We start from the raw sequence: 21,629 nt of genomic DNA, 5'->3' as shown, positions 1-21,629 counted from the left end.
CTGTCTAGACAACGCTTGCGTTGAATCATTCTTCTCACACTTCAAATGTGAATTGGTGTATCTATCTAATTTTAATTCAGAACAGGAACTTATTCAAGCGATTGAAGAGTATATCCACTTCTATAATCATGAACGGTCACAAAAACGACTCAACCGTTGTTCCCCTGTAAAATACAGGTTAACAACGGTTGCTTAGTCGGTCTTATTTAAATGTGTCTACTTGACAGGGGTAAGTCCAGATCACACAGTCTTTTTTTGTTGAAAGGAATCAATTATCCAGCCTGACCGATGAAGAAGAACAGAATGCCAAGTACAGTTATCAATAGAAACCAGGTTATGAGATTACGTAGACTAGGGACAGGGCCGTCTCCTATCACCTTGCAACCAAGAGGGACAAAGGCGATGCAAAGCCCAACAGTAGCGATAACCGAGAATGGAGTGGTACCTTTGAGAACACCTAGAGGGAGTGCTGACATTAACCCTAGAGAGACAGAACGGAGCAGACCAAGAGTTTTAGAAAGATAAGCGCCAATTGCAAGGATAATCCATCCGAATAAGATGGCGGGAGAAAAGGTATGAAAAATGTGAAATGCTCCGTATGAATCGGCAATACTCTTAGTTGTTTCTTCCAATCCTTGAATACGAACCAGTTGAAAGGCAAGATGGTCAATACCTGCATGAAATGCACGAGCAAAGAGCCCGAATATAGCGAAGGTCCCACCCCAAAATGCCCAGTTTGGTTTATTGATACTAATCAGTCTTATCAACGTCATAACGGCGGGCCACATGAGAACATTACCTGCGATAAACATGCTGTATGATGCAGTCATAAGGGTTGGATATTCTTTGAAGGCCGCAAGCTGTTGGGGAAAGAAGAAGTGGAATGGAAATCGAAGAACGACTCCGGCAAGTAAAAGGATGGGACCTAAAAGCATAGTAAACCCTCCCAGCCAACGCCCTGGAAACCAAAAATTATTTTGACCTAACTTTGTTGTAAGACCTTCCTGCATAACAACACCCCGATACAGTATGATTTGTTTTCAATGTATAGCATACCAGTTTATTCTACAAATAATGTGGACAATCTTTAGGGACTAATTTGTAAGTGAAGCGTCTCCATTTCTTGTAAACAGTTTCTTCCAGAAACAATTGTGTGCGTTATAATAATTTACATACAATTTCCATTATTGTAAAAACAGCATCTTCTCTATGCTACAATATAGTAGTATAAGCAAATAAGAGGAGTGGAGAAGGATGGAAACGTTGCATATTGGAGAGATAAAAGCAACTTGGCTGCGAGGCGGAAATACGCACTTAGACGGCGGAGCTATGTTTGGAGTGGTTCCAAAGGCGCTATGGTCCCGAAAGTATGAGCATAATGAAGCGAATCAAATTCATTTGCGAACCGACCCGATTTTATTGCAAACAAAAGCTGGTAACATGTTGATTGATTCTGGAATTGGCAATAATAAAATGAATGAGAAAATGAAGCGCAATCAAGGTGTGACAGAAGAGTCTTCTATTGAGCAATCACTCGCTCAGTTAGGGTTGACCACCGATGATATTGGTTATATACTCATGAGCCACTTGCATTTTGACCATGCATCAGGATTGACCAAGTGGGAAGAAGACAAGCTGGTATCTACTTTTAAAAATGCCATTATTTACACTTCTGAAGTGGAATGGGAGGAAATGAAGAATCCTAATATTCGCTCTCGAAATACGTATTGGAAGGAAAATTGGGAGCCGATTGCTCATCAAGTAAAGCCATTTAAAGAGCAAGCGGAGATTACTAATCAAGTAAAGATGGTACATACTGGCGGGCACAGCGATGGACATGCCATTATCATAATACAAGATGGAAGTGACGCAATGTTGCATCTTGGTGATTTACTCCCTACCCATGCTCATCAAAATGCACTTTGGGTGATGGCATATGATGATTATCCGATGACATCCATTTATCAGAAACAAGAATGGATAAGCTACGGTATTGAACAGAATGCCTGGTTCAGCTTTTATCACGATGCGTACTATCGTGCTGTGAAGTGGGATAAAGAGGGTAAGGTAACAGAAAAGTTGGAGAGGAAATAAAAACCCCTAAAAAGGGGTTTTTTAATGAACAGGCTTAAGCCTGTTTTACTTCTAAAATTGCTCCAGTGCTAGAATCCACTAAGAATTCCAAGCGGTTTTGCACACCGTCAATAATGGCGGTGATGCCACCACGGTATACATCATAAGTTAAGTCGTATTGTTCAAATACTTCCGGCACCATATGAATCCAAGAGCCTGTAATTTCACCTTTTTTTGAAAATGTTCGTTTGGCAATATTTAACGCTTTTTCAGCTGATATATGTTGTTTCGGTAATTTATTTCCAATTATGTATCCAGCAGCTAAGCCTAAGCCTAAGCCTGCAAATAAGCTTTTCCAGTTCATTCATTTCACCTCATTTGTATTTGAATCTAACACAAGTATAATCGAATTATAAAAAAGTTGCTAATCCCAATTGAAAAAAGAAGAAACTAGAAAGATTTTAAAAATTTCGATACAATAGATTATAATGCTAGTATACATAAATGCATTCCATTTTATGAAAAAGGAGTCTATATAAATGAACCAAAGTACAATGGAACTGTTCAAAACGTTAACAGAGCTTCCGGGTGCGCCGGGCTTTGAGCATGAGGTACGCCGTTTTGTGAAGAGTGAGCTTGCAAAATATTCAGATGAAATTATTCAAGATCGTTTAGGAAGCATTTTCGGTGTGAAAAAGGGCGATGAAAATGGTCCGCGTGTAATGGTTGCCGGTCATATGGACGAGGTTGGCTTTATGGTAACGCAAATCACGAAAAATGGAATGCTTCGTTTTCAGCCACTTGGCGGATGGTGGAGCCAAGTGTTATTAGCTCAGCGAGTGCAAATTATTACAGAAAAAGGGCCAATTGTCGGCGTTGTAGCATCTATTCCTCCGCATCTGTTAAGCGACGAGATGCGTTCTAGACCGATGGACATTAAAAATATGCTTATCGATATTGGCGCAGATGATTATGACAACGCTATTGAAATTGGTATTAAGCCAGGGCAGCAAATTGTACCGATTTGTCCGTTCACTCCTATGGCAAATGAGAAAAAGCTGTTAGCTAAGGCATGGGATAATCGTTACGGTGTCGGCTTAGCGATTGAACTGCTGCAAGAATTAAAGGGTGAAAAGCTTCCGAATCTTTTATATTCTGGTGCAACAGTACAAGAAGAAGTAGGTCTTCGCGGAGCGCAAACAGCTGCAAATATGATTGATCCAGATATTTTCTATGCACTGGATGCAAGTCCAGCAAATGATGCTTCCGGTTCAAAGACAGAATTTGGTCAATTAGGGAAAGGTGCATTGCTGCGTATTTTGGACCGCTCTATGGTAACGCATAAAGGTATGGTGGAATTTGTATTAGATACAGCAGAAACAAATAAGATTCCATATCAATACTTTGTTTCTCAAGGCGGAACAGATGCGGGACGTGTACATACAAGCAACTCAGGTGTACCATCTGCTGTCATTGGTATTTGCTCTCGTTATATCCATACACATGCATCCATCATGCATGTAGATGACTACGCAGCTGCAAAAGAGCTGTTAGTTAAACTGGTAAAAGCAACGGACCGTACAACGGTAGAAACAATTAAAAATAATGGATAATATAAAAGGAAGGACCGCTTGCGGTCTTTCTTTTTTTACATACGAATGAAAAGATTGAAGGTTCGGAGCAATTAATTTGCAACTGGAGCAATTAAGAATCAATTCGGAGCAATTAATACGAAAATGACGCAATTAACAATTGGGTTTGATATTATTTTTCTGAATGAAAAATTTATACAATGTAAGGAGCATTCAAAAATGAATATTGCAGTTGGCTCGTTAAATAAAACAAAGGTAGGGGCTGTAGCCCAAGCGTTTATAGAGAAATCGGTCACCATTATTCCTATCTCTGTCCCTTCCGGTGTGTCGGCGCAGCCTTTTTCTGATGAGGAAACGATGGAAGGAGCACTCAATCGTGCTAATGCAGCTTTGAATGAAACAGGAGCTGATATTGGAGTTGGTCTGGAAGGAGGCGTAGTAGAAACTGCATACGGGTTGTTTCTTTGCAACTGGGGAGCACTTGCTGTTTATAACGGAGTAACTGTCGTTGCGGGTGGTGCACGGATTAAGCTTCCGGATGAGTTTTTGACGCCTTTAAAAGAAGGTGCTGAGCTGAGCCAGGTGATGGACGCTTATACAAAGCGTAACGATATTCGAAGCAATGAAGGAGCTGTCGGTATTTTTACAAGCGGCTATATTAACCGGGAAGAAATGTTTACGCATGTTGCTAAGCTTCTTGTCGGGCAATACAAATATCAAATGAGGTGAATATCTCAATTATAAATGTAAGAGTGTATTAGTGGATTTCTGTGTGAACCTTTTGTACTATGAAAGAAAGACTACTTGGGAGGCATATTTATGAAAAAAATTGAGAGTGTTGAACAATTTCATGAAATCAAGCAAGAAGAGAACGTTATTTTTTTATTCTCAGCAGATTGGTGTCCGGATTGCCGTTTTATTGACCCGTTTATGCCGGAAGTAATAGAGAAGTATAAAGACTGTTCGTTTTATTATATAGATCGCGATAAATTTATCGATTTATGCATTGAGCTTGATGTATTTGGTATTCCAAGTTTTATCGCTTATAATAAAGGAAGCGAAATCGGCCGTTATGTGAACAAGGACCGGAAAACGCAGGAGGAAATCGAAGAGTTTATCGAGAACTTGAAATAGAATAGCTAGGTGAGCACAACCTCCATCTATATGCTCTCGTATTGGATTGAAAGGAGGAAGCAGCATGAAAATGAACAGCAAGCTGTTAAAGGAAGCACTCATAACACGATTAGAAAGACCAGAGTGGGCAGTCCGACATGATCGTGAAAAAGATACGCTTCGCTTTGAACATAAAGAAACAAAAAAAGGGATTACTATTTCACTTCCTGGAGTAATGGCGAAATGGCATACAAAAAAAGAAAAAGCCATTGAGGAAGTAGCGTATTATGTAGAAGAAGCATTAGTTGCGATGCATAGTGAAACAACCGCAGAAAAAACAAAAATTTTTCCTGTTATACGTTCCACATCATTTCCGACAGAAAGCTCTGACGGGAAATGCTTGATTACGGCAGAGCATACAGCAGAAACGCGTATTTATTATGCAGTAGATTCTGGTACGACGTATCGCTTAATCGACGAAGAATTGCTGCAAACATTAGGATATGATGAGCAGCAAGTGAAAGAAATGGCTTTGTTTAATATTCGTTCTCTATCTACAGAGGTTAAGCAAGATGAAGTAGCAGGCAATGTTTTTTATTTTGTTCGTGCGAATGACGGATATGACGCGAGCCGTATTCTAGATGAATCGTTGTTGCACAGTTTTAAGGAAAAAGCTGTGGGAGAAATGGTTGTAGCGGTTCCGCACCAAGATGTATTAATTATAGGTGACATTAGAAATGAAACTGGATACGATGTGCTAGCACAAATTACAATGAAATTTTTTATGGAAGGCCGCGTACCGATTACATCGTTATCCTTTGTATATGAAAGTAATGAATTGGAGCCCATCTTTATTTTGGGGAAAAAACGCATTAAAGAATAGCTATGGTAAAGGTTGGATACAGCCGCTAGAGATACTAGCGGTTTTTTTATTGAGTGAAGAAAAAACAAAACATTTCCCGAGCAATTTTACTTCGAATTCTCATTTTTAGAGGATTTTCGTCTGCAAAGTCAGTCGATTGCTGTTAAAATAAAGTGAAAACTCTATTTGCAGAGTGTTAAAGCATATGAACTTTAGGAAAGAGGGGGAGTCTATGCTAGATTGGATGAAAAAGTTTTTGAATAAAGAGGAAGAACAGTCAAGCAACGCTGTTCCTTTACATGAGAATAAGCCACCTCAAAAGGGAGAAATGGAAACCAGAGTTTCTTATCAATATCCGAGTGGTAAATTTCGGTTTCCATTAATTCCAGATGATAAACAGCGTACTCCACAACGCATAGAAAAGGAAAAACAGGTAAAATCGATGAAGCCTGTTCAAAACTTGAGCTCTATTCTAAATGTGCAGCCTGTTCGGGAAGCTAGAGTTGTTCAAAAAGTGCAGCCGGTACAAACGGAGCAGAAGCAGGTGAAAGCTCCTGTGAAGGAGCTTCATCGAACAAAACTGAGTGAATCTAACAGACGACCGTTCCGGCTAACTGAAACCATTTCTCCTATATTTGGATATAAACGACCAAGCGAAGAGGAAGTGGTATATCGTAAGGTACTGCAAGAGGATTTGGAATTAAGTAAACGAGGAACTTCTGTTGTAGATGCTTGGCTTGAAAAGCAAGGGTTTCTTTCGCAAGAGCCAGATGAAATGGAAAAGCAGATTCTCGAAGAGAATGCTGTGGAAGAGTACATAGAAGCAGCCGCTTGGTCTTATGAAGGGACAGGAGAAGAGCAGCTGCAAGCTGTCACGGAAATTATTGCAGAAGTGATTGCGGAAGAAAATGTAAAGTGGTCCAATGAGCAGGAGTTGGCTTGTATAAAGGGTCGAGAAGATATAAAAATAGAGCCGGTAGTTATCCAGGAACAGCTAAAAACAGAAATGAATACAGAAGAGCAAATGCAGGAAGCTGAATTCGAGGAAGTAGTTCAAGAAAAAGAAAGAATAGAGCCGGTTGCAGTGGTAGAAGAACTAGTGAGTATTGCTATGCAGGAGCACGAAGAGCCAGAGAGAATAGAAGAGGAAGTAGAAGTATCACTGCATCCTGCAGAAGAGAACACACTAGAGCAGCCGGATCTGTATGAAGAGCCAGAGAGAACAGAAGCAGAAGAGGAAGCAGAAGTATCACTGCATCCTGTAGAAGAGAATGCAGCAGAGCAACCGAAGCTGTATGAAGAGCGAGAGAGAACAGAAGCAGAAGAGGAAGCAGAAGTATCACTGCATCCTGTAGAAGAGAATGCACTAGAGCAGCCGGATCTGTATGAAGAGCGAGAGAGAACAGAAGCAGAAGAGGAAGCAGAAGTATCACTGCAGTCTGCAGAAGAGAATGCAGCAGAGCAGCCGGATCTGTATGAAGAGCCAGAGAGAATAGAAGCAGAAGAGGAAGCGGAAGTATCACTGCATCCTGTAGAAGAGAATGCACTAGAGCAGCCGGATCTGTATGAAGAATTAGGTGAAAATAGGCAAGAGGCGGATAGTCTAGCATCTGTTGCGGAAGAAAAACGGGATGAGGTTGTACCGGTTGCTGACAAGGAAAACACACGGGAGAAAAAACGCTTTGTTCCATACAATGTGGTCATGTTAAAGCAAGATAAACTAAAATACGCTCAAAAAAAACAAATAGAGCCTGAACAGTCACGATATGCGTTTCCTTCCTTAACTCTTTTGAACGTGCCAAATCATACGAGTGGAAGTGATACAGAGTGGTTGGATATGCAAACGGAGCTGCTTAATACAACTTTTTTCAATTTTAATATAGGGGCCAAAGTGGTGCATGTTACACAAGGCCCGGCGGTCACTCGTTTTGAAGTGCAGCCGGATCCGGGAGTAAAAGTTAATAAAATCACAAATTTATCTGATGATATTAAACTGAATTTATCAGCAAGGGATATTCGTATCGAAGCCCCCATTCCAGGCAAAAATGCGGTTGGAGTGGAAGTGCCAAATAAGCAAAGCAAACCTGTATTTATGAGAGAAATTTTGCGGAGTCCTGTGTTTATAAAAGACCCGTCTCCGCTTACAGTAGCACTTGGCCTTGATATTTCAGGTGCACCTATTGTGACTGATATTCGAAAGATGCCTCACGGTCTTATTGCGGGAGCGACAGGGTCGGGGAAGAGTGTCTGTATCAATGCTATTTTAACAAGTATTCTTTATAAGGCTCTGCCGCATGAAGTGAAACTGTTGCTTATTGATCCGAAAATGGTGGAACTGGCACCTTATAATCATATTCCACATTTAGTCTCACCTGTTATTACAGACGTGAAGGCAGCAACGGGAGCTTTAAAGTGGGCGGTTGAAGAAATGGAGAAACGGTATGAGATGTTTGCTCATGCAGGAGTACGTGACTTGAGTCGTTACAATGATCTAGTTAAGCAAAATACTGCTGGGGGAGAAGCTTTGCCGTATATTGTGATTGTCATCGACGAGCTTGCAGATTTAATGATGGTTGCACCTGCTGATGTAGAGGAAGCAATCTGCCGCATTGCTCAAAAAGCACGCGCATGCGGCATTCATTTGTTAGTTGCAACGCAACGTCCTTCAGTTGATGTTATTACCGGATTAATTAAAGCGAATATTCCAACGCGCATTGCTTTCACAGTATCATCTCAAGTAGATTCTCGTACAATCATTGATATTAGCGGAGCTGAAAAGCTATTAGGACGCGGGGATATGCTATTTTTAGAGAACGGTACATCCAAGCCGATTCGTGTACAAGGGGTATACGTATCAGATGAAGAAATTGAACGCGCAGTAGCTCACGTAAAAGAACAAATGAAACCGAATTATTTATTTCAGCAAGAAGATTTATTGGCAAAGGTTGAACAGCATGAAACAGAGGACGAGCTGTTTTTTGAAGCTTGCCAATTTGTATTAGATCAAGGAGGTGCGTCCACTTCCTCTGTACAAAGGCGGTTTCGTATTGGGTATAACAGAGCTGCACGTCTGATAGAAGAAATGGAGCTACAGGGGATCATCTCTGAACAGCGAGGAACAAAGCCGAGAGATGTATTAATTACAGAGGAAGATTTGGCTGCTCTACAAGAGATGAATGTTTAACAAAATTTGACCTCATACTAACAGAAATCGAAACATAATTGGGGAGTAACTATAATGAAAGAAATCGAATTAAAGCTGCAAGGAAAATTGAAACGCTTAACCAACAAAACGTTCAAATTTGATCAGCGTGTCGGAGAAGGATGGTTTTCTGCTGTTTACTTCTTGAAAACACGCGATATTATTAAAGAATATAAACCGAAAACGAAAGTGACAATGCAATTTTTCCAAAAAGAACATGCAGTGTTATGCGGAACAGACGAAATTATCGCAATGCTTCAAACATTTGCGGAGAATCCGGACGAGTTAGAAGTCCATTCATTGAAAGACGGAGATAAAATTAGTCCGTTTGAAACGGTGTTGACGATAAAAGGGCCGTATGAATACTTTGGATTTTTAGAAGGAGTGATTGACGGTATATTAGGGCGACGTACATCAGTAGCAACGAATGTATATAACGTTATGCAAGCTGCCAAAAGCTCCGGTATTCAAAAGCCTGTTATTTTCATGGGAGATCGTGACGATCACTATACTCAGCAAGCGGGCGATGGATATGCAGCTTATATGGGAGGATCTACAGCACAAGCCACACATGCAATGAATGAATGGTGGGGCAAACAGGGCATGGGAACAATGCCGCACGCATTGATTCAAATGTTCAATGGAGATGTAGTGGAAGCAGCGCGAGCGTATCATCAAAAATTCCCAGAGGATGATTTGACAGTATTAATCGACTATAATAATGATGTCATTACTGATGCATTAAGGGTAGCGCGTGAATTTGGTTCTGAATTGAAAGGGGTTAGGGTAGATACATCCCGGACTATGATTGATCAGTATTTTATTCGCAATCCACAAGTGTTAGGAACATTTGATCCGCGCGGTGTAAACCCGTCACTCATCTTTGCTTTACGTAAAGCATTAGATGAAGAGGGATTTCATCATGTAAAGATTGTAGTGAGCGGCGGATTTGATGAAAAACGAATTCGTGAATTTGAATTGCAGCGTGTACCAGTTGACATATACGGGGTAGGAAGCAGTTTGTTGAAAATGCATATAGGATTTACGGGAGACAACGTGGAACTGAATGACGAACCGCAAGCAAAAGCGGGAAGGAAATATCGTCCAAATCCTCGCTTGGAACGTGTTGAGCTTACAAAAAGAGAAGGCTGAAAGAAAAGCTGGCGGGCAATGTTCCCCAGCTTTTTTCTGTAATAGAATAGAAATGGTGCAACGACATGAAGTTTGATATAATGAATTCGTTATGTTTTTGACTTGTATATAGAGGGAACAATTGTAAGGAAATAAACAGAGGATTACCAAAACATAAAAACCAACATATACTGTCTTACAGATAGGCCGTTGTAATAGTTAGAGATGCTGGAGGTTCTTTAAAATGACAGTTTACCATTTTGTAGGGATTAAGGGTACAGGTATGAGTGCGTTAGCACAAATCCTGCATGATATGAAATATACCGTTCAAGGATCAGATGTGGATAAATACTTTTTCACGCAAGCTGAGCTTGAAAAGCGTAGCATTCGCATCTTGCCTTTTGATAAAAACAATATTGAAGAAGGGCAAGTTATCATTGCTGGGAATGCTTTCTCTGATGCGCATGAAGAAATAGAAGCAGCACGAAAGAAAGGGCTGCCAATTTACCGGTATCACCATTTTTTAGGTGAGCTTATGAGCAAGTACACAAGTGTAGCTGTTACAGGTGCTCACGGAAAGACATCTACAACAGGATTGCTTGCTCATGTTATGCAGGGAGCAAGTCCTACGTCGTATTTAATTGGGGACGGCACAGGAAAAGGCGTAGAAGACAGCCAATACTTTGTATTTGAAGCTTGTGAATATCGCAGACACTTTTTGTCCTATCATCCTGACTATGCAATCATGACCAATATTGATTTCGATCATCCGGATTACTTTGCAAATATTGAGGATGTATTCAGTGCGTTTCAAGAGATGGCGTTGCAAGTGAAAAAAGGCATCATTGCGTGTGGAGATGATGAACAGCTTCAAAAAATACAAGCAAAAGTACCTGTTATCTTCTACGGTTTTGAAGAGGATAACGATTTTCAAGCGTCTAATATCAAGAAAAATACTGACGGAACAACATTTGATGTGGTAGTGCGAAACACGTATTACGGTACGTTTACCATCCCGGGATACGGTAACCACAGCGTACTGAATGCACTAGCGGTCATTGCTTTATGTCATTATGAAAATATTGATGTAGACACAGTCAAAGAGCAGCTGCTGACGTTTGGTGGAGTGAAACGACGCTTCAGTGAAAAGAAGCTCATGGACCAAGTTATCATTGATGATTATGCGCATCATCCAACGGAAATTACAGCCACTATTGAGGCGGCACGTCAAAAATATCCAGATCGTGAAATTGTAGCTGTCTTCCAACCACACACTTTCTCACGTACGAAGAAGTTTTTAGATGAGTTTGCCGCAAGTCTGCAAAAAGCAGACAAAGTATATTTGTGCGACATTTTCGGATCTGCCCGTGAAAATCAAGGGGAGCTTTCCATTGTAGATTTGCAAATGCGTATTGAACATGCAGAGCTAATTACTGTGATGACAACAGAAGTGTTAAAAAGACATGAAAACGGTGTGCTAATTTTTATGGGTGCCGGCGATATTCAGAAGTTTGAACAGGCATATGAAAAGGAAGTAAAGATGAAATAAAGTGATGTTTCTAAAGCGGGAGGCATTGCTTAACTTTTGGAAATAGTAAGGAAAAAGATGCGGATAACCGCATCTTTTTTTATAAGACATTCAAGCAAGTATTTCTCTATTTTAAGTTTTCAGGATTCAAGCACTCAAGTTCAGCAAGAACGAAGCGGCCGTCTTTACGAATTAACACATCGTCAAAATAAATTTCTCCGCCGCCATACTCTGGACGCTGAATGCAAACTAAATCCCAGTGAATGTTGGAGTTATTGCCATTATAGGCTTCATCATACGCTTGACCAGGAGTGAAATGGAAGCTGCCATCAATCTTTTCATCAAATAAAATATCACCCATAGGATGCAAGATGTAAGGGTTTACACCGATAGCGAACTCTCCTACATAGCGAGCACCTTCGTCTGTATCAAAGATTTTATTAATGCGCTCTGTATCATTGGCAGTTGCTTCTACAATTTTACCATTTTCGAATTTCAGCTGTACATTTTCAAATGTGTAGCCGTTATAAGGAGATGGCGTATTGTATGTAATTGTACCGTTAATAGAATCTTTTACCGGTGCAGTAAATACCTCACCATCAGGAATATTCATTTCACCGGCACACTTAATAGCAGGAATATCTTTAATAGAGAATGTTAAGTCTGTTCCAGCACCTTTGATGTGCACTTTATCTGTTCTGTTCATCAATTCAACAAGATTCTCCATCGCTTGGCTCATTTTGTCATAATCTAGGTTGCATACGTCAAAGTAGAAGTCTTCAAATGCTTCTGTGCTCATTTTTGCAAGCTGCGCCATAGAAGCGTTCGGATAGCGAAGCACAACCCATTTTGTTTTTGGTACACGAATCTCTCTATGTACCTTTTTTCCTACTGTTTGGCCGAAAATTTTCATTTTATCACTTGGAATATCTGCCAATTCATTAATATTATCACCAGAACGTAGTCCGATGTAAGCAGCCATATCCTTCATCACGTTTGCTTCGTATTCTGCGATTTTTGCAAAATGCTCTTCTGAAGCACCCATTAAGAGAGCACGGTCAACTTCTTGGTTTTTCAATGATACAAACGGGTGGCCGCCTGCTTTATATGCTTCTTTTACAAGAGCTGTTACTAATTCTTTTTGCAGTCCGAAGTTTTCGATTAAAACTTTCTCACCTGGTTGTAATTTTACAGAGTAGTTAATCAAGTTTCTCGCTAATGTTTCAATGCGTGGATCCTTCATTTTGATGCCTCCAATCGTAGTATAATACTTCACTATTGTAACCTACTTCTTGTGATTTGTTTACTGCTTGTGTCTGTTTTTGTCAAAAAAATACGAAAATTAGAGATATAATTATAGTTTTGTTATTTCGTATCAAAACATTAGAATAAAAAGGTAGAAAATTGTATAATAATAACAACTTTATCTTGAATGAACAAAGCTGTTTATTTCAGTCTAATTACTTTAATTAACGAGCAGCGAGAAAGAATGAAACTGACAGTTGATAGAATTTTCATTATTATATTAGGAATAGAAACTAGAAATAATATAAAACTAAAGGAGTGAATGGGATGAAAATTTTATTGTACTTAGGTGTGTTCATCATTGCTTTAGCATTTTCTGTATTGGTAGTGTATTTATGCAAAACGCTGGTGTCTTTGCGTAAGACTTTGGAAAACGTGGCCTCTACAATGGCCGGACTGGAAAAACAGTTAAATGGCATTACGAATGAAACGGAGCAGCTTTTACATAAAACCAATGTGTTAGCGGAGGATATTCAGCAAAAATCACAATCATTGAATACTGTTGTGAAATCCGTGGAAGGAATTGGGACAACGATTAATGAGTTAAACACAAAGGTTCGCACGATTACGAGTTCTATAACTGATGAAGTAGAGCATAATGCAGACAAAGTGGCACAGGTTGTACAATGGAGTAATGCGGTGCTGGAGGTATACAGCCGTTTTCGTAAAAAGAAACCGCAGGAGGAGCATAAGCCTGTAAGAGTACGAGGTGAATAAGATTGAGCAAAATGAAGCTCGAAACACAAGAGCAGTTACTACAAGCATTACAAGAAAATCAAAATTTGCTTTTATTTAAGCACAGTTTAACCTGTCCCATCAGTCAAGGAGCGTGGGAAGAGTTTAATGACTATGTGGATAACGGATGCACTGTTCCTGTTCTGTATGTATATGTGCAGGAAGGGAGAGCAGTATCAAATTTTGTAGCAGAGCATTTTGGAATTAAGCATGAATCACCGCAAGTGTTATATATTCAAAATGGAGAAGTTGCGTGGCATACTTCTCATTGGAATATTAAAAAACAGGTATTGCAAGAGCATGTTGGATAAGAGCTGATTCGTCAGCTCTTTTTAAATTTTGCAAAACTATATTGACGAATTTAGTGCGTATGGTATTATAAGGAAATACTTTTTTGTTATATATGAATTCGTTTCCATATAGGAAAACGCATAAAGTGACAGTGCTATTTTCATCCTATATAATAGAGAGTCAGAATGAAAAAATAAAAGCAAATTTATATAAAAAAGGGGAGGTCTTTCTTTTGTCAAAGGACCTAGAATCGCTTCGTAGCCAAGTAGATGAACTGAATTTGAGAATCTTGAAGTTATTAAATGAGCGCGGCAATGTTGTACAGGAAATTGGGAAGCTGAAAGAAGTGCAAGGAGTAAAGCGCTTTGATCCTGTCCGTGAACGCCATATGCTGGATTTAATTGCGGAACACAATGATGGACCATTTGAAACGTCTACGCTTCAGCATATTTTCAAGAAGATTTTTCAAGCGGGATTAGAGCTGCAAGAAGATGATGATCATAAGACACTGCTTGTTTCTCGTAAGAAAAAGCCGGAAGATACCATTGTGGATATTAAAGGAGAAAAAATTGGAGACGGACAGGCTCATTTTATTATGGGACCATGTGCGGTTGAAAGCTATGAGCAAGTAAAGCTTGTGGCAGAAGCTATGAAAGAGCACGGGTTGAAGCTTATGCGCGGGGGAGCCTTCAAGCCGAGAACTTCTCCATATGATTTCCAAGGGCTTGGAATAGAGGGATTGAAAATTTTGCGTCAAGTAGCTGATGAGTTGGATATGGGAATTGTAAGTGAGATTTTGAATCCAAATGATATTGAAATGTCTCTTGACTATGTTGATGTTATCCAAATTGGTGCTCGCAACATGCAGAATTTTGAATTGTTGAAAGCAGCCGGTGCAGTAAACAAGCCGGTGTTATTGAAGCGTGGCTTGTCTGCAACTATTGAAGAATTTATATATGCAGCCGAGTATATCATTGCGCAAGGGAACGGACAAATCATTTTATGTGAGCGCGGTATTCGTACGTATGAACGAGCTACGCGCAATACTCTTGATATTTCAGCGGTGCCGATTTTGAAAAAAGAAACACACTTGCCAGTGGTCGTAGATGTGACGCATTCTACAGGACGCAAGGATTTATTGCTTCCAACGGCAAAAGCAGCATTGGCGATTGGAGCTGATGCCGTTATGGCAGAGGTACATCCAGATCCTGCAGTAGCGCTATCAGATTCTGCTCAGCAAATGGATATTCCACAGTTCCATGAATTTATGAACGAGCTAAGAGCTTTTAATATGAAAAAGTAAGCAGCTCCAAGGACCAATTCGCACGGCGTGTTGGTCCTTGTTTTTCTTATCAATGGAATGGGAGAAAAGGGCTGTTTGAATTAGACATAATTACATTTTCGATAGGCAGTTTAGTAAATATATGTTTGCTACGGAAAAATAAGAATTTTTTTTGTATATTTGTGGAAAAATATTGTCTGCATAGTACTTGTATCGTATGATAAGAAAAACGAATATGGTCATAACGTACATAAAATACAGGGCTTCGCACCTTGCTATAAGACTCTCTATGTAAATTTGGACATTTTAAATGAAGCACATAAAGGTATCCATGTTTCTGAATTTGTGAAAACATGATCTAATTCATACATAAAGTAATGATAAAGGAGCGTATGTGAATGAACGTTACAATATATGATGTAGCACGTGAAGCCAATGTGTCTATGGCTACGGTATCACGGGTAGTGAACGGAAACCCGAACGTCAAACCGACGACTAGAAAAAAGGTTCTGGAGGCGATTGAGCGTCTTGGCTATCGTCCAAATGCAGTGGCACGAGGCTTAGCGAGTAAGAAGACAACAACAGTCGGCGTAATTATTCCTGATATATCCAATATCTTTTATGCGGAGCTTGCGCGTGGAATTGAAGATATTGCTACGATGTACAAATACAATATTATCTTGAGCAACTCTGATCAAAATAAAGATAAAGAGATGCATTTATTAAACACGATGCTCGGCAAGCAGGTAGACGGGATTGTATTTATGAGTGAACATATTACAGATGAGCATGTGAATGAGTTTGAAAAATCTCCTGTGCCGATTGTTTTAGCTGCTTCTTTCGATGAACAAAGTGCCATTCCATCTGTTAACATTAACTATACTCAAGGAGCGTATGATGCAACGAAGCATTTGATTGATAAAGAACATACTCGTATTGCATTCGTTTCTGGACCTTTTGAGTATGCAGCTGCTGAAGTCAAAAAAATGGAAGGGTATAAAGCGGCATTAGAGGATGCAAGCATGAACTATGATGAAGAGCTGATTATTGAGGGCGATTACACGTATGACTCTGGTATAGAAGCATTTGATAAGCTATGGGAACTAGAAGAAAAACCGACAGCCATTTTTGTTTCATCTGATGAAATGGCATTAGGAGTCATTCATGGTGCACAGGATAAAGGCGTTCATATCCCAAATGACATAGAAGTCATCGGTTTTGATAATACTCGTTTGGCACTCATGGTACGTCCGCAGTTGTCTACGGTCGTGCAGCCGATGTATGATATTGGAGCAGTTGCAATGCGTTTGTTAACGAAATACATGAACAAAGAAACAGTAGAAGACCACGCAGTCATTCTTCCGCACCGTATCCAATTCCGTAAATCTACAAGAGGATAGAAAAAAGCTCGTGATATTCACGAGCTTTTTCAATACAAAGCATTTTTCATATTATTGCGAATTATTTCTAAAGACTTTAGTACAGTCAGCTTGTTTTTCTCCTCAATTTCTTTTTTGCGAGGAATAGGCTTGTACATCTCCGGCGGGTCTTCCCATTTCATTGCAATGGGAAGTGCTGCTTTATCTTTCCATTCTTCAATCCATTCTAGCGGAAGCATTCCGTCCACATTATGTACATTATTCATTTCAAGCCAAAGCAATGACCAAGCGCGAGGAACAACTCTCCAAATGTCATATCCGCCGCCCCCTACTGCAATCCATCTGCCGTTGCAATATTCATGGGCAATTTCATGCGCCAGTTTGGGGATTTCGCGGTAAATATGAATGGATGAGCTTAGGTGGGTAAGCGGGTCATAATAATGAGCATCAGCCCCGTTTTGTGTAACGATAACATCAGGCTTAAAATACTCTGCGACCTCTCGCAACATTGTGCGGTAGGCATGTAAAAATGATTCGTCTTCCGTAAATGCATCTAATGGCACGTTAAAGGAATATCCATATCCGGCACCTTGTCCGCGTTCATTAACAGCCCCTGTTCCTGGAAATAAGTAACGCCCTGTTTCATGGAGTGATACTGTACAAACAGTAGGATCATCATAAAATGCCCATTGAACTCCATCTCCGTGATGGGCATCTGTATCAATATACATGACGCGAAGTCCGTATTTTTGCTGGATGTATTTGATTGCGATAGAACTGTCATTATAAATACAAAAGCCAGAAGCCTTGCCACGGAACCCGTGATGCAGTCCGCCGCCTAAGTTTAGAGCGTGCTCAGCCTTGCCTTCGAGCACATAATCAACGGCAGTCAGTGTTCCTCCGACGAGAAGGGCGCTTGCCTCATGCATACCCTTAAACAACGGTGTATCCTCTGTTCCTAATCCGTACTGAAGTCCTACTTGTTTAGCGAGCCTTCCGTCTCCGCCTTTTTTTACGGCGTCTATATAATTTTTATCATGGATGAGTGCAATTTCTTCATCTGTTGCCATTCGTGGAGGTATAACTTGTGAAGGTGAAATAAATCCCCCTTTTTGCAGTAAATCATAGACGAGCTTTACTCTGAGCTGATTAAAAGGGTGCTCAGAGTTGAAGCGATAGTTTTGAAAGTCATCGGAGTAAATAAACACGCTGCTATGCATGAGAAATCCCCGTTACATTCGGCCACAAAACTTCATAGCCTCCTTCACGCAATTCATCAATAAGATGCAGGGGGTTCATCGTTTGAATGCGGAATACAAGCACCTTATATAATTCATTTTTATGAGGATATACAAGTACACTTACAATATTGATGTTATGCTTGCTGAATATACTTACAACCTGTCCTAATATGCCGGGCTCGTTCTTTACTTTAATCTCCATTTGTGAACTTGGCTCAAGAGCACCCGTTAATTTAACGAGCGAATGAAGCACAACAGATTCTGTAACAATGCCGATTAGCTTATTTTCCTGTGTTACCGGAAGACAACCGATGCGGTTTTCATAAAACATGGCCGCTATTTCCTCTACAAAATCTAGTGGATGGCAGGTAATCACATTTGTTTTCATAATACGTTCGATAGGCTGCTGAAGCGCATCTTTAGAAACAACAGTATCTAAAATGGAGGGGCTCGCATCACGCACATCACGGTCGGAAATGATTCCAATCACTGCCTGCTTTTCATTGATAATCGGGATATGGCGGATACCTTTTTCGGTTAATATGCGAAGCGCCGTTTCAATCGTATCTGAAGGGCGTAAGCTAGTTATATTCTGATTCATAATTTCTTCGACAATCATGAGGTCCCTCCTAGTACATAAAGCGATTTTGAAAACGCAAGCGATCAAACTGCTGGATAGAGCTTTGATCCACTTGCTTGCCGATACGGACCATTAAACAATTGGCAGGATGGGAACAAATTTCTGGGTCATCCGTTGCCATCCATTCTAATCCGCCGGCGTTCATCATTTTTTCCATTACCTTTCGATAATCCCAAACGTTCAATCCTGTTCCTTTTAAGTCCCAATGCCAATAGTATTCAGTCGTAATAATAATATAGTTTTCCATAAACTCATCCATCATTGAGACTTTCAGCATTGTTTTCCCGACAGAACAGCCGCGAAAATCTGGAATAACCTCAATAGCCCCAAGTTCAATAAGGTTGTTCATATTTCCTTCTGACCAGCGCTCTAGCGGATCTGGATGTAAATACGTTACGTATCCCACAATCAAATCATCTAAGCGTGCCAAAATAATGCGGGCTTCAGGAAGTTTAGAGATATCAATCAATGCTTGCTGCTGCTGAAAAGCAGGACGAAATGCCGTTAAATCTTCGTGAAATTTGTAGCTTTCTAATTTATGAGTTAAAACAGGGCCCTCTATAATGACAGTTCCCTTCTCTGTTTTTATTGTCTGGGCATTATATACTTTTTTATGAATCATAGATTTCATATCACCACCTTTGGCAAAGTAATATGCAGTCTTTATCTTTCAAAGGGTTAAAATCATGTATGTATTTGGAAAGTACCTAAATAATCTTTTACAAATAAGCTGAAAATTTTATTCCTTTTCTTAATAGTAACCTATCTTTCATGCGGTGTTAATCGAATTTTGTCAGTAAAAATTGTGCAAAAATAATAAAAAATACTGAAAATTTAGAAATATAAAAGTATAATAGAGGTTAGAATACATACGAGAAGGGAGATTTTTTACAATGAAAGTGGAAGCGCTTCCTATTATTAAAGGTGAAAATAATCTAGTAAACTATGAAGAAGCATATACAAATTTTGATTGGAAAGAAGCAGAACGGAATTTTTCTTGGTACGAAACAGGCCGAGTGAATATGGCATATGAAGCAATAGACAAGCATGCTAATTCTCATCTAAAAAATAAAGTAGCTCTGTATTACCAGGATGGCAATCGAAAAGAAAAATACACATTTAAAGAAATGATGGAATTGTCCAATAAAGCAGGGAATGTATTAAAAACATATGGAGATGTTGAAAAGGGAGATCGAGTATTTATTTTTATGCCGCGTTCTCCAGAGTTATATTTTGCTGTATTGGGAGCTTTAAAGCTAGGCGCTATTGTTGGTCCTCTATTTGAGGCGTTTATGGAAGGAGCGGTACGTGACCGCTTAGAGGACAGTGAAGCGAAAGTATTGATTACTACACCAGAGCTTTTGAGCCGCGTTCCTTTAAATGATCTGCCGGCGTTAAAAACTGTCTTTCTTGTCGGTGAGAACGTTGAAGAAGGTGGAAAGGTTGTTCACTATAATCCATTGTTTGAACAAGCTTCTAAAAATCTTGATATTCAATGGCTTGGACGTGAAGACGGTCTTATCTTGCATTATACATCCGGCTCTACTGGTAAGCCGAAGGGTGTACTGCATGTGCAAAATGCAATGATTCAGCATTATCAAACGGCTAAATGGGTACTGGATTTAAAAGAGGATGATGTATATTGGTGTACTGCTGATCCGGGTTGGGTAACAGGAACATCCTACGGTATTTTTGGTCCGTGGTTAACGGGATCCTCGAACGTTATTTTAGGGGGACGCTTTAGTCCAGAAGCCTGGTACGAAGCGATTCAAGACTATGGTGTAACGGTATGGTACAGTGCACCAACTGCGTTTCGCATGCTGATGGGAGCGGGCGAAGCAGCAATCAATAAATTTGATTTATCTTCCTTACGTCATATTTTAAGCGTAGGGGAACCGTTAAATCCTGAAGTAGTGCGCTGGGGGATGAAGGTATTCCATCTTCGGATTCATGATACGTGGTGGATGACGGAAACAGGTGCACAGCTTATTTGTAACTATCCATGTATGGAAATCCGTCCGGGTTCTATGGGCAAGCCTCTTCCGGGAGTAAAAGCCGCAATCGTGGACAATGAAGGAAACGAGGTCCCTCCATATACGATGGGTAATTTGGCAGTGAAAAAAGGTTGGCCATCAATGATGCACATGATTTGGAACAATCCGCAAAAATATGAATCTTACTTTATGTCTGGTGATTGGTATGTATCTGGTGACTCTGCATATATGGATGAAGACGGATATTTTTGGTTCCAGGGCCGCATCGATGATGTTATTATGACATCTGGAGAGAGAGTAGGACCATTTGAAGTAGAAAGTAAGCTGGTAGAGCACCCGGCAGTTGCTGAAGCAGGTGTAATCGGTATTCCTGATCCTGTCCGTGGAGAAATTATTAAAGCGTTCATCGCATTGCGTGCAGGCTATGAGCAATCTGAGGACTTAAAAGAAGAGATTCGTCAATTTGTAAAAAAAGGTCTAGCAGCACATGCAGCCCCTCGTCAAATCGAGTTTCGTGATAAGCTTCCAAAAACACGAAGCGGCAAAATTATGCGCCGTGTCCTGAAGGCTTGGGAGTTGAACCTTCCGACAGGCGATCTTTCCACAATGGAAGACTAACAGAAAGCTCGGATCCCTTTGGATTCGAGCTTTTTTAAGGAAAATGCCAAAAGACTGGGCAGTTGCTTTTAATGGTCGGTGGAAAACTAGTTGTGAGTAACCTTTCATAAGATTGTTATGAAAAGAAGTGAAGGGACTAGAGTTTTGCCGCGCTCTCTTGCGCGTGTAACCATATATACCAATATTTCAGAGGGGGATTTTTCATAATCTACTATTTGCCTCATTCTGTTAAAATAGAAAAAAGGAGGTAGAATATATGAGGTATGAAGATAAAGATAAAGATACACGCTCTTTAGTGGAAACTATGGATCAATATGAGAAAATTATGAAGCGTATTGCAGTGAATCGTCTAAAGCCGTCTAGGCCGAGGCAATTAAAAATAGAGGGTGTTATACATACTCAGATGGACCGTGAAGAATTTCTGAACGAATTTATTGATTGGTTAAACGAAAGGCAAGGTTCTGGATTTGTGGGTACTGTTCAAGAGGAAGACAGCGAATGAGCTGTCTTTTTTGTTTTTAAAGAATAAGGAAGTGCAGAGGTTAGAAGAAAGATTTCATGGTCTGCTTCTTGTATAAAAGAACGTTCTTTGAGATATTGAAAAAATTCCTTTACCGATGAAGAACACAAGGAGGGATTCTAG

General features: G+C 40.0%; 21 protein-coding genes. 15 read left to right on the top strand and 6 right to left on the bottom strand.

Annotation, left to right across the window (positions count from 1 at the left end):
• A partial coding sequence (locus tag J7Q84_RS16360; protein WP_209096065.1) for an IS3 family transposase occupies window positions 1-196 on the top strand: 196 nt, incomplete at its 5' end.
• A gap of 76 nt (window positions 197-272) precedes the next feature.
• Here J7Q84_RS16360 and J7Q84_RS16355 read toward each other — a convergent pair.
• The gene (locus tag J7Q84_RS16355) at window positions 273-773 is read right to left on the bottom strand and encodes a hypothetical protein (RefSeq protein WP_247739329.1); all 501 of its coding nucleotides are present in this window, start codon (window positions 771-773) and stop codon (window positions 273-275) included.
• A gap of 481 nt (window positions 774-1,254) precedes the next feature.
• Here J7Q84_RS16355 and J7Q84_RS16350 point away from each other — a divergent pair, with 481 nt between their 5' ends.
• Window positions 1,255-2,094 carry a YtnP family quorum-quenching lactonase gene (locus tag J7Q84_RS16350; protein WP_209096063.1) on the top strand — a complete coding sequence of 280 codons (840 nt, stop codon included), beginning with the start codon at window positions 1,255-1,257 and terminating at the stop codon, window positions 2,092-2,094.
• Window positions 2,095-2,128: 34 nt separating this feature from the next.
• On the opposite strand, the gene J7Q84_RS16345 is transcribed toward J7Q84_RS16350, so the two are convergent.
• Window positions 2,129-2,437: a PepSY domain-containing protein gene (locus J7Q84_RS16345; protein ID WP_209096062.1), complete on the bottom strand. Its 309-nt coding sequence runs from the start codon at window positions 2,435-2,437 to the stop codon at window positions 2,129-2,131.
• Window positions 2,438-2,612: 175 nt separating this feature from the next.
• Here J7Q84_RS16345 and J7Q84_RS16340 point away from each other — a divergent pair, with 175 nt between their 5' ends.
• The 7 genes from J7Q84_RS16340 (at window position 2,613) to murC (ending at window position 11,522) form a co-directional block, all read left to right on the top strand.
• Window positions 2,613-3,686, top strand: a complete 1,074-nt coding sequence (locus J7Q84_RS16340) for a M42 family metallopeptidase (RefSeq protein WP_209096061.1) — start codon at window positions 2,613-2,615, stop codon at window positions 3,684-3,686.
• Between the two features lie 198 nt (window positions 3,687-3,884).
• Complete coding sequence (locus J7Q84_RS16335; RefSeq protein ID WP_209096060.1) at window positions 3,885-4,394, top strand: DUF84 family protein; 510 nt, start codon at window positions 3,885-3,887, stop codon at window positions 4,392-4,394.
• A gap of 90 nt (window positions 4,395-4,484) precedes the next feature.
• Window positions 4,485-4,799 (top strand): thioredoxin family protein, encoded by a 315-nt coding sequence (locus J7Q84_RS16330; RefSeq protein ID WP_209096059.1) that lies wholly within the window; start codon window positions 4,485-4,487, stop codon window positions 4,797-4,799.
• A 64-nt stretch (window positions 4,800-4,863) separates the two neighbouring features.
• Entirely contained in the window at window positions 4,864-5,661 is a 798-nt protein-coding gene (locus tag J7Q84_RS16325) for a DUF1444 domain-containing protein (protein WP_209096058.1), read from the top strand.
• A 211-nt stretch (window positions 5,662-5,872) separates the two neighbouring features.
• Window positions 5,873-8,824 (top strand): DNA translocase FtsK, encoded by a 2,952-nt coding sequence (locus J7Q84_RS16320; RefSeq protein WP_209096056.1) that lies wholly within the window; start codon window positions 5,873-5,875, stop codon window positions 8,822-8,824.
• A 54-nt stretch (window positions 8,825-8,878) separates the two neighbouring features.
• Window positions 8,879-9,994, top strand: coding sequence for a nicotinate phosphoribosyltransferase (locus J7Q84_RS16315; RefSeq protein ID WP_209096054.1), 1,116 nt, complete (start codon window positions 8,879-8,881; stop codon window positions 9,992-9,994).
• 223 nt (window positions 9,995-10,217) lie between these two features.
• Window positions 10,218-11,522 (top strand): UDP-N-acetylmuramate--L-alanine ligase, encoded by a 1,305-nt coding sequence (murC, locus tag J7Q84_RS16310; RefSeq protein ID WP_209096052.1) that lies wholly within the window; start codon window positions 10,218-10,220, stop codon window positions 11,520-11,522.
• A gap of 106 nt (window positions 11,523-11,628) precedes the next feature.
• Here the strand turns inward: murC and J7Q84_RS16305 are convergent, their stop codons facing one another.
• Window positions 11,629-12,744 carry an aminopeptidase gene (locus J7Q84_RS16305; RefSeq protein ID WP_209096050.1) on the bottom strand — a complete coding sequence of 372 codons (1,116 nt, stop codon included), beginning with the start codon at window positions 12,742-12,744 and terminating at the stop codon, window positions 11,629-11,631.
• A 329-nt stretch (window positions 12,745-13,073) separates the two neighbouring features.
• Between J7Q84_RS16305 and J7Q84_RS16300 the strand changes: the two genes are divergently transcribed.
• The 4 genes from J7Q84_RS16300 to ccpA all read left to right on the top strand — a co-directional run bounded on the left by J7Q84_RS16300 (window position 13,074) and on the right by ccpA (window position 16,514).
• A complete protein-coding gene (locus J7Q84_RS16300; protein ID WP_209096048.1) occupies window positions 13,074-13,523 on the top strand; it encodes a DUF948 domain-containing protein in 450 nt (149 codons plus the stop codon).
• Between the two features lie 2 nt (window positions 13,524-13,525).
• Window positions 13,526-13,852, top strand: a complete 327-nt coding sequence (gene ytxJ / locus J7Q84_RS16295) for a bacillithiol system redox-active protein YtxJ (RefSeq protein WP_209096046.1) — start codon at window positions 13,526-13,528, stop codon at window positions 13,850-13,852.
• A 212-nt stretch (window positions 13,853-14,064) separates the two neighbouring features.
• The gene (locus J7Q84_RS16290) at window positions 14,065-15,135 is read left to right on the top strand and encodes a bifunctional 3-deoxy-7-phosphoheptulonate synthase/chorismate mutase (RefSeq protein WP_247739328.1); all 1,071 of its coding nucleotides are present in this window, start codon (window positions 14,065-14,067) and stop codon (window positions 15,133-15,135) included.
• Window positions 15,136-15,512: 377 nt separating this feature from the next.
• Window positions 15,513-16,514, top strand: a complete 1,002-nt coding sequence (gene ccpA, locus J7Q84_RS16285) for a catabolite control protein A (RefSeq protein ID WP_209096044.1) — start codon at window positions 15,513-15,515, stop codon at window positions 16,512-16,514.
• 29 nt (window positions 16,515-16,543) lie between these two features.
• On the opposite strand, the gene J7Q84_RS16280 is transcribed toward ccpA, so the two are convergent.
• From J7Q84_RS16280 to J7Q84_RS16270, 3 genes are read right to left on the bottom strand one after another with little or no spacing between them, the layout of a single operon-like run.
• Window positions 16,544-17,713, bottom strand: a complete 1,170-nt coding sequence (locus tag J7Q84_RS16280) for an acetoin utilization protein AcuC (protein ID WP_209096042.1) — start codon at window positions 17,711-17,713, stop codon at window positions 16,544-16,546.
• A complete protein-coding gene (locus tag J7Q84_RS16275; protein WP_209096040.1) occupies window positions 17,706-18,353 on the bottom strand; it encodes an acetoin utilization AcuB family protein in 648 nt (215 codons plus the stop codon). The genes J7Q84_RS16280 and J7Q84_RS16275 overlap by 8 nt, the downstream gene beginning before the upstream one ends.
• 10 nt (window positions 18,354-18,363) lie before the next feature.
• A complete protein-coding gene (locus J7Q84_RS16270; RefSeq protein ID WP_209096073.1) occupies window positions 18,364-18,996 on the bottom strand; it encodes a GNAT family N-acetyltransferase in 633 nt (210 codons plus the stop codon).
• Between the two features lie 271 nt (window positions 18,997-19,267).
• Here J7Q84_RS16270 and acsA point away from each other — a divergent pair, with 271 nt between their 5' ends.
• Together acsA and J7Q84_RS16260 are read left to right on the top strand one after the other, a co-directional pair.
• A complete protein-coding gene (acsA, locus tag J7Q84_RS16265; RefSeq protein ID WP_209096039.1) occupies window positions 19,268-20,986 on the top strand; it encodes an acetate--CoA ligase in 1,719 nt (572 codons plus the stop codon).
• Between the two features lie 256 nt (window positions 20,987-21,242).
• Window positions 21,243-21,488 carry a hypothetical protein gene (locus J7Q84_RS16260; RefSeq protein WP_209096037.1) on the top strand — a complete coding sequence of 82 codons (246 nt, stop codon included), beginning with the start codon at window positions 21,243-21,245 and terminating at the stop codon, window positions 21,486-21,488.
• The last annotated feature ends 141 nt before the right edge of the window (window positions 21,489-21,629 follow it).

This window comes from Bacillus sp. 165 (genome assembly GCF_017742235.1).
Lineage (GTDB): Bacteria > Bacillota > Bacilli > Bacillales > Bacillaceae_G > JAGHKQ01.
This window is presented reverse-complemented; position numbering and strand designations above follow the sequence as displayed.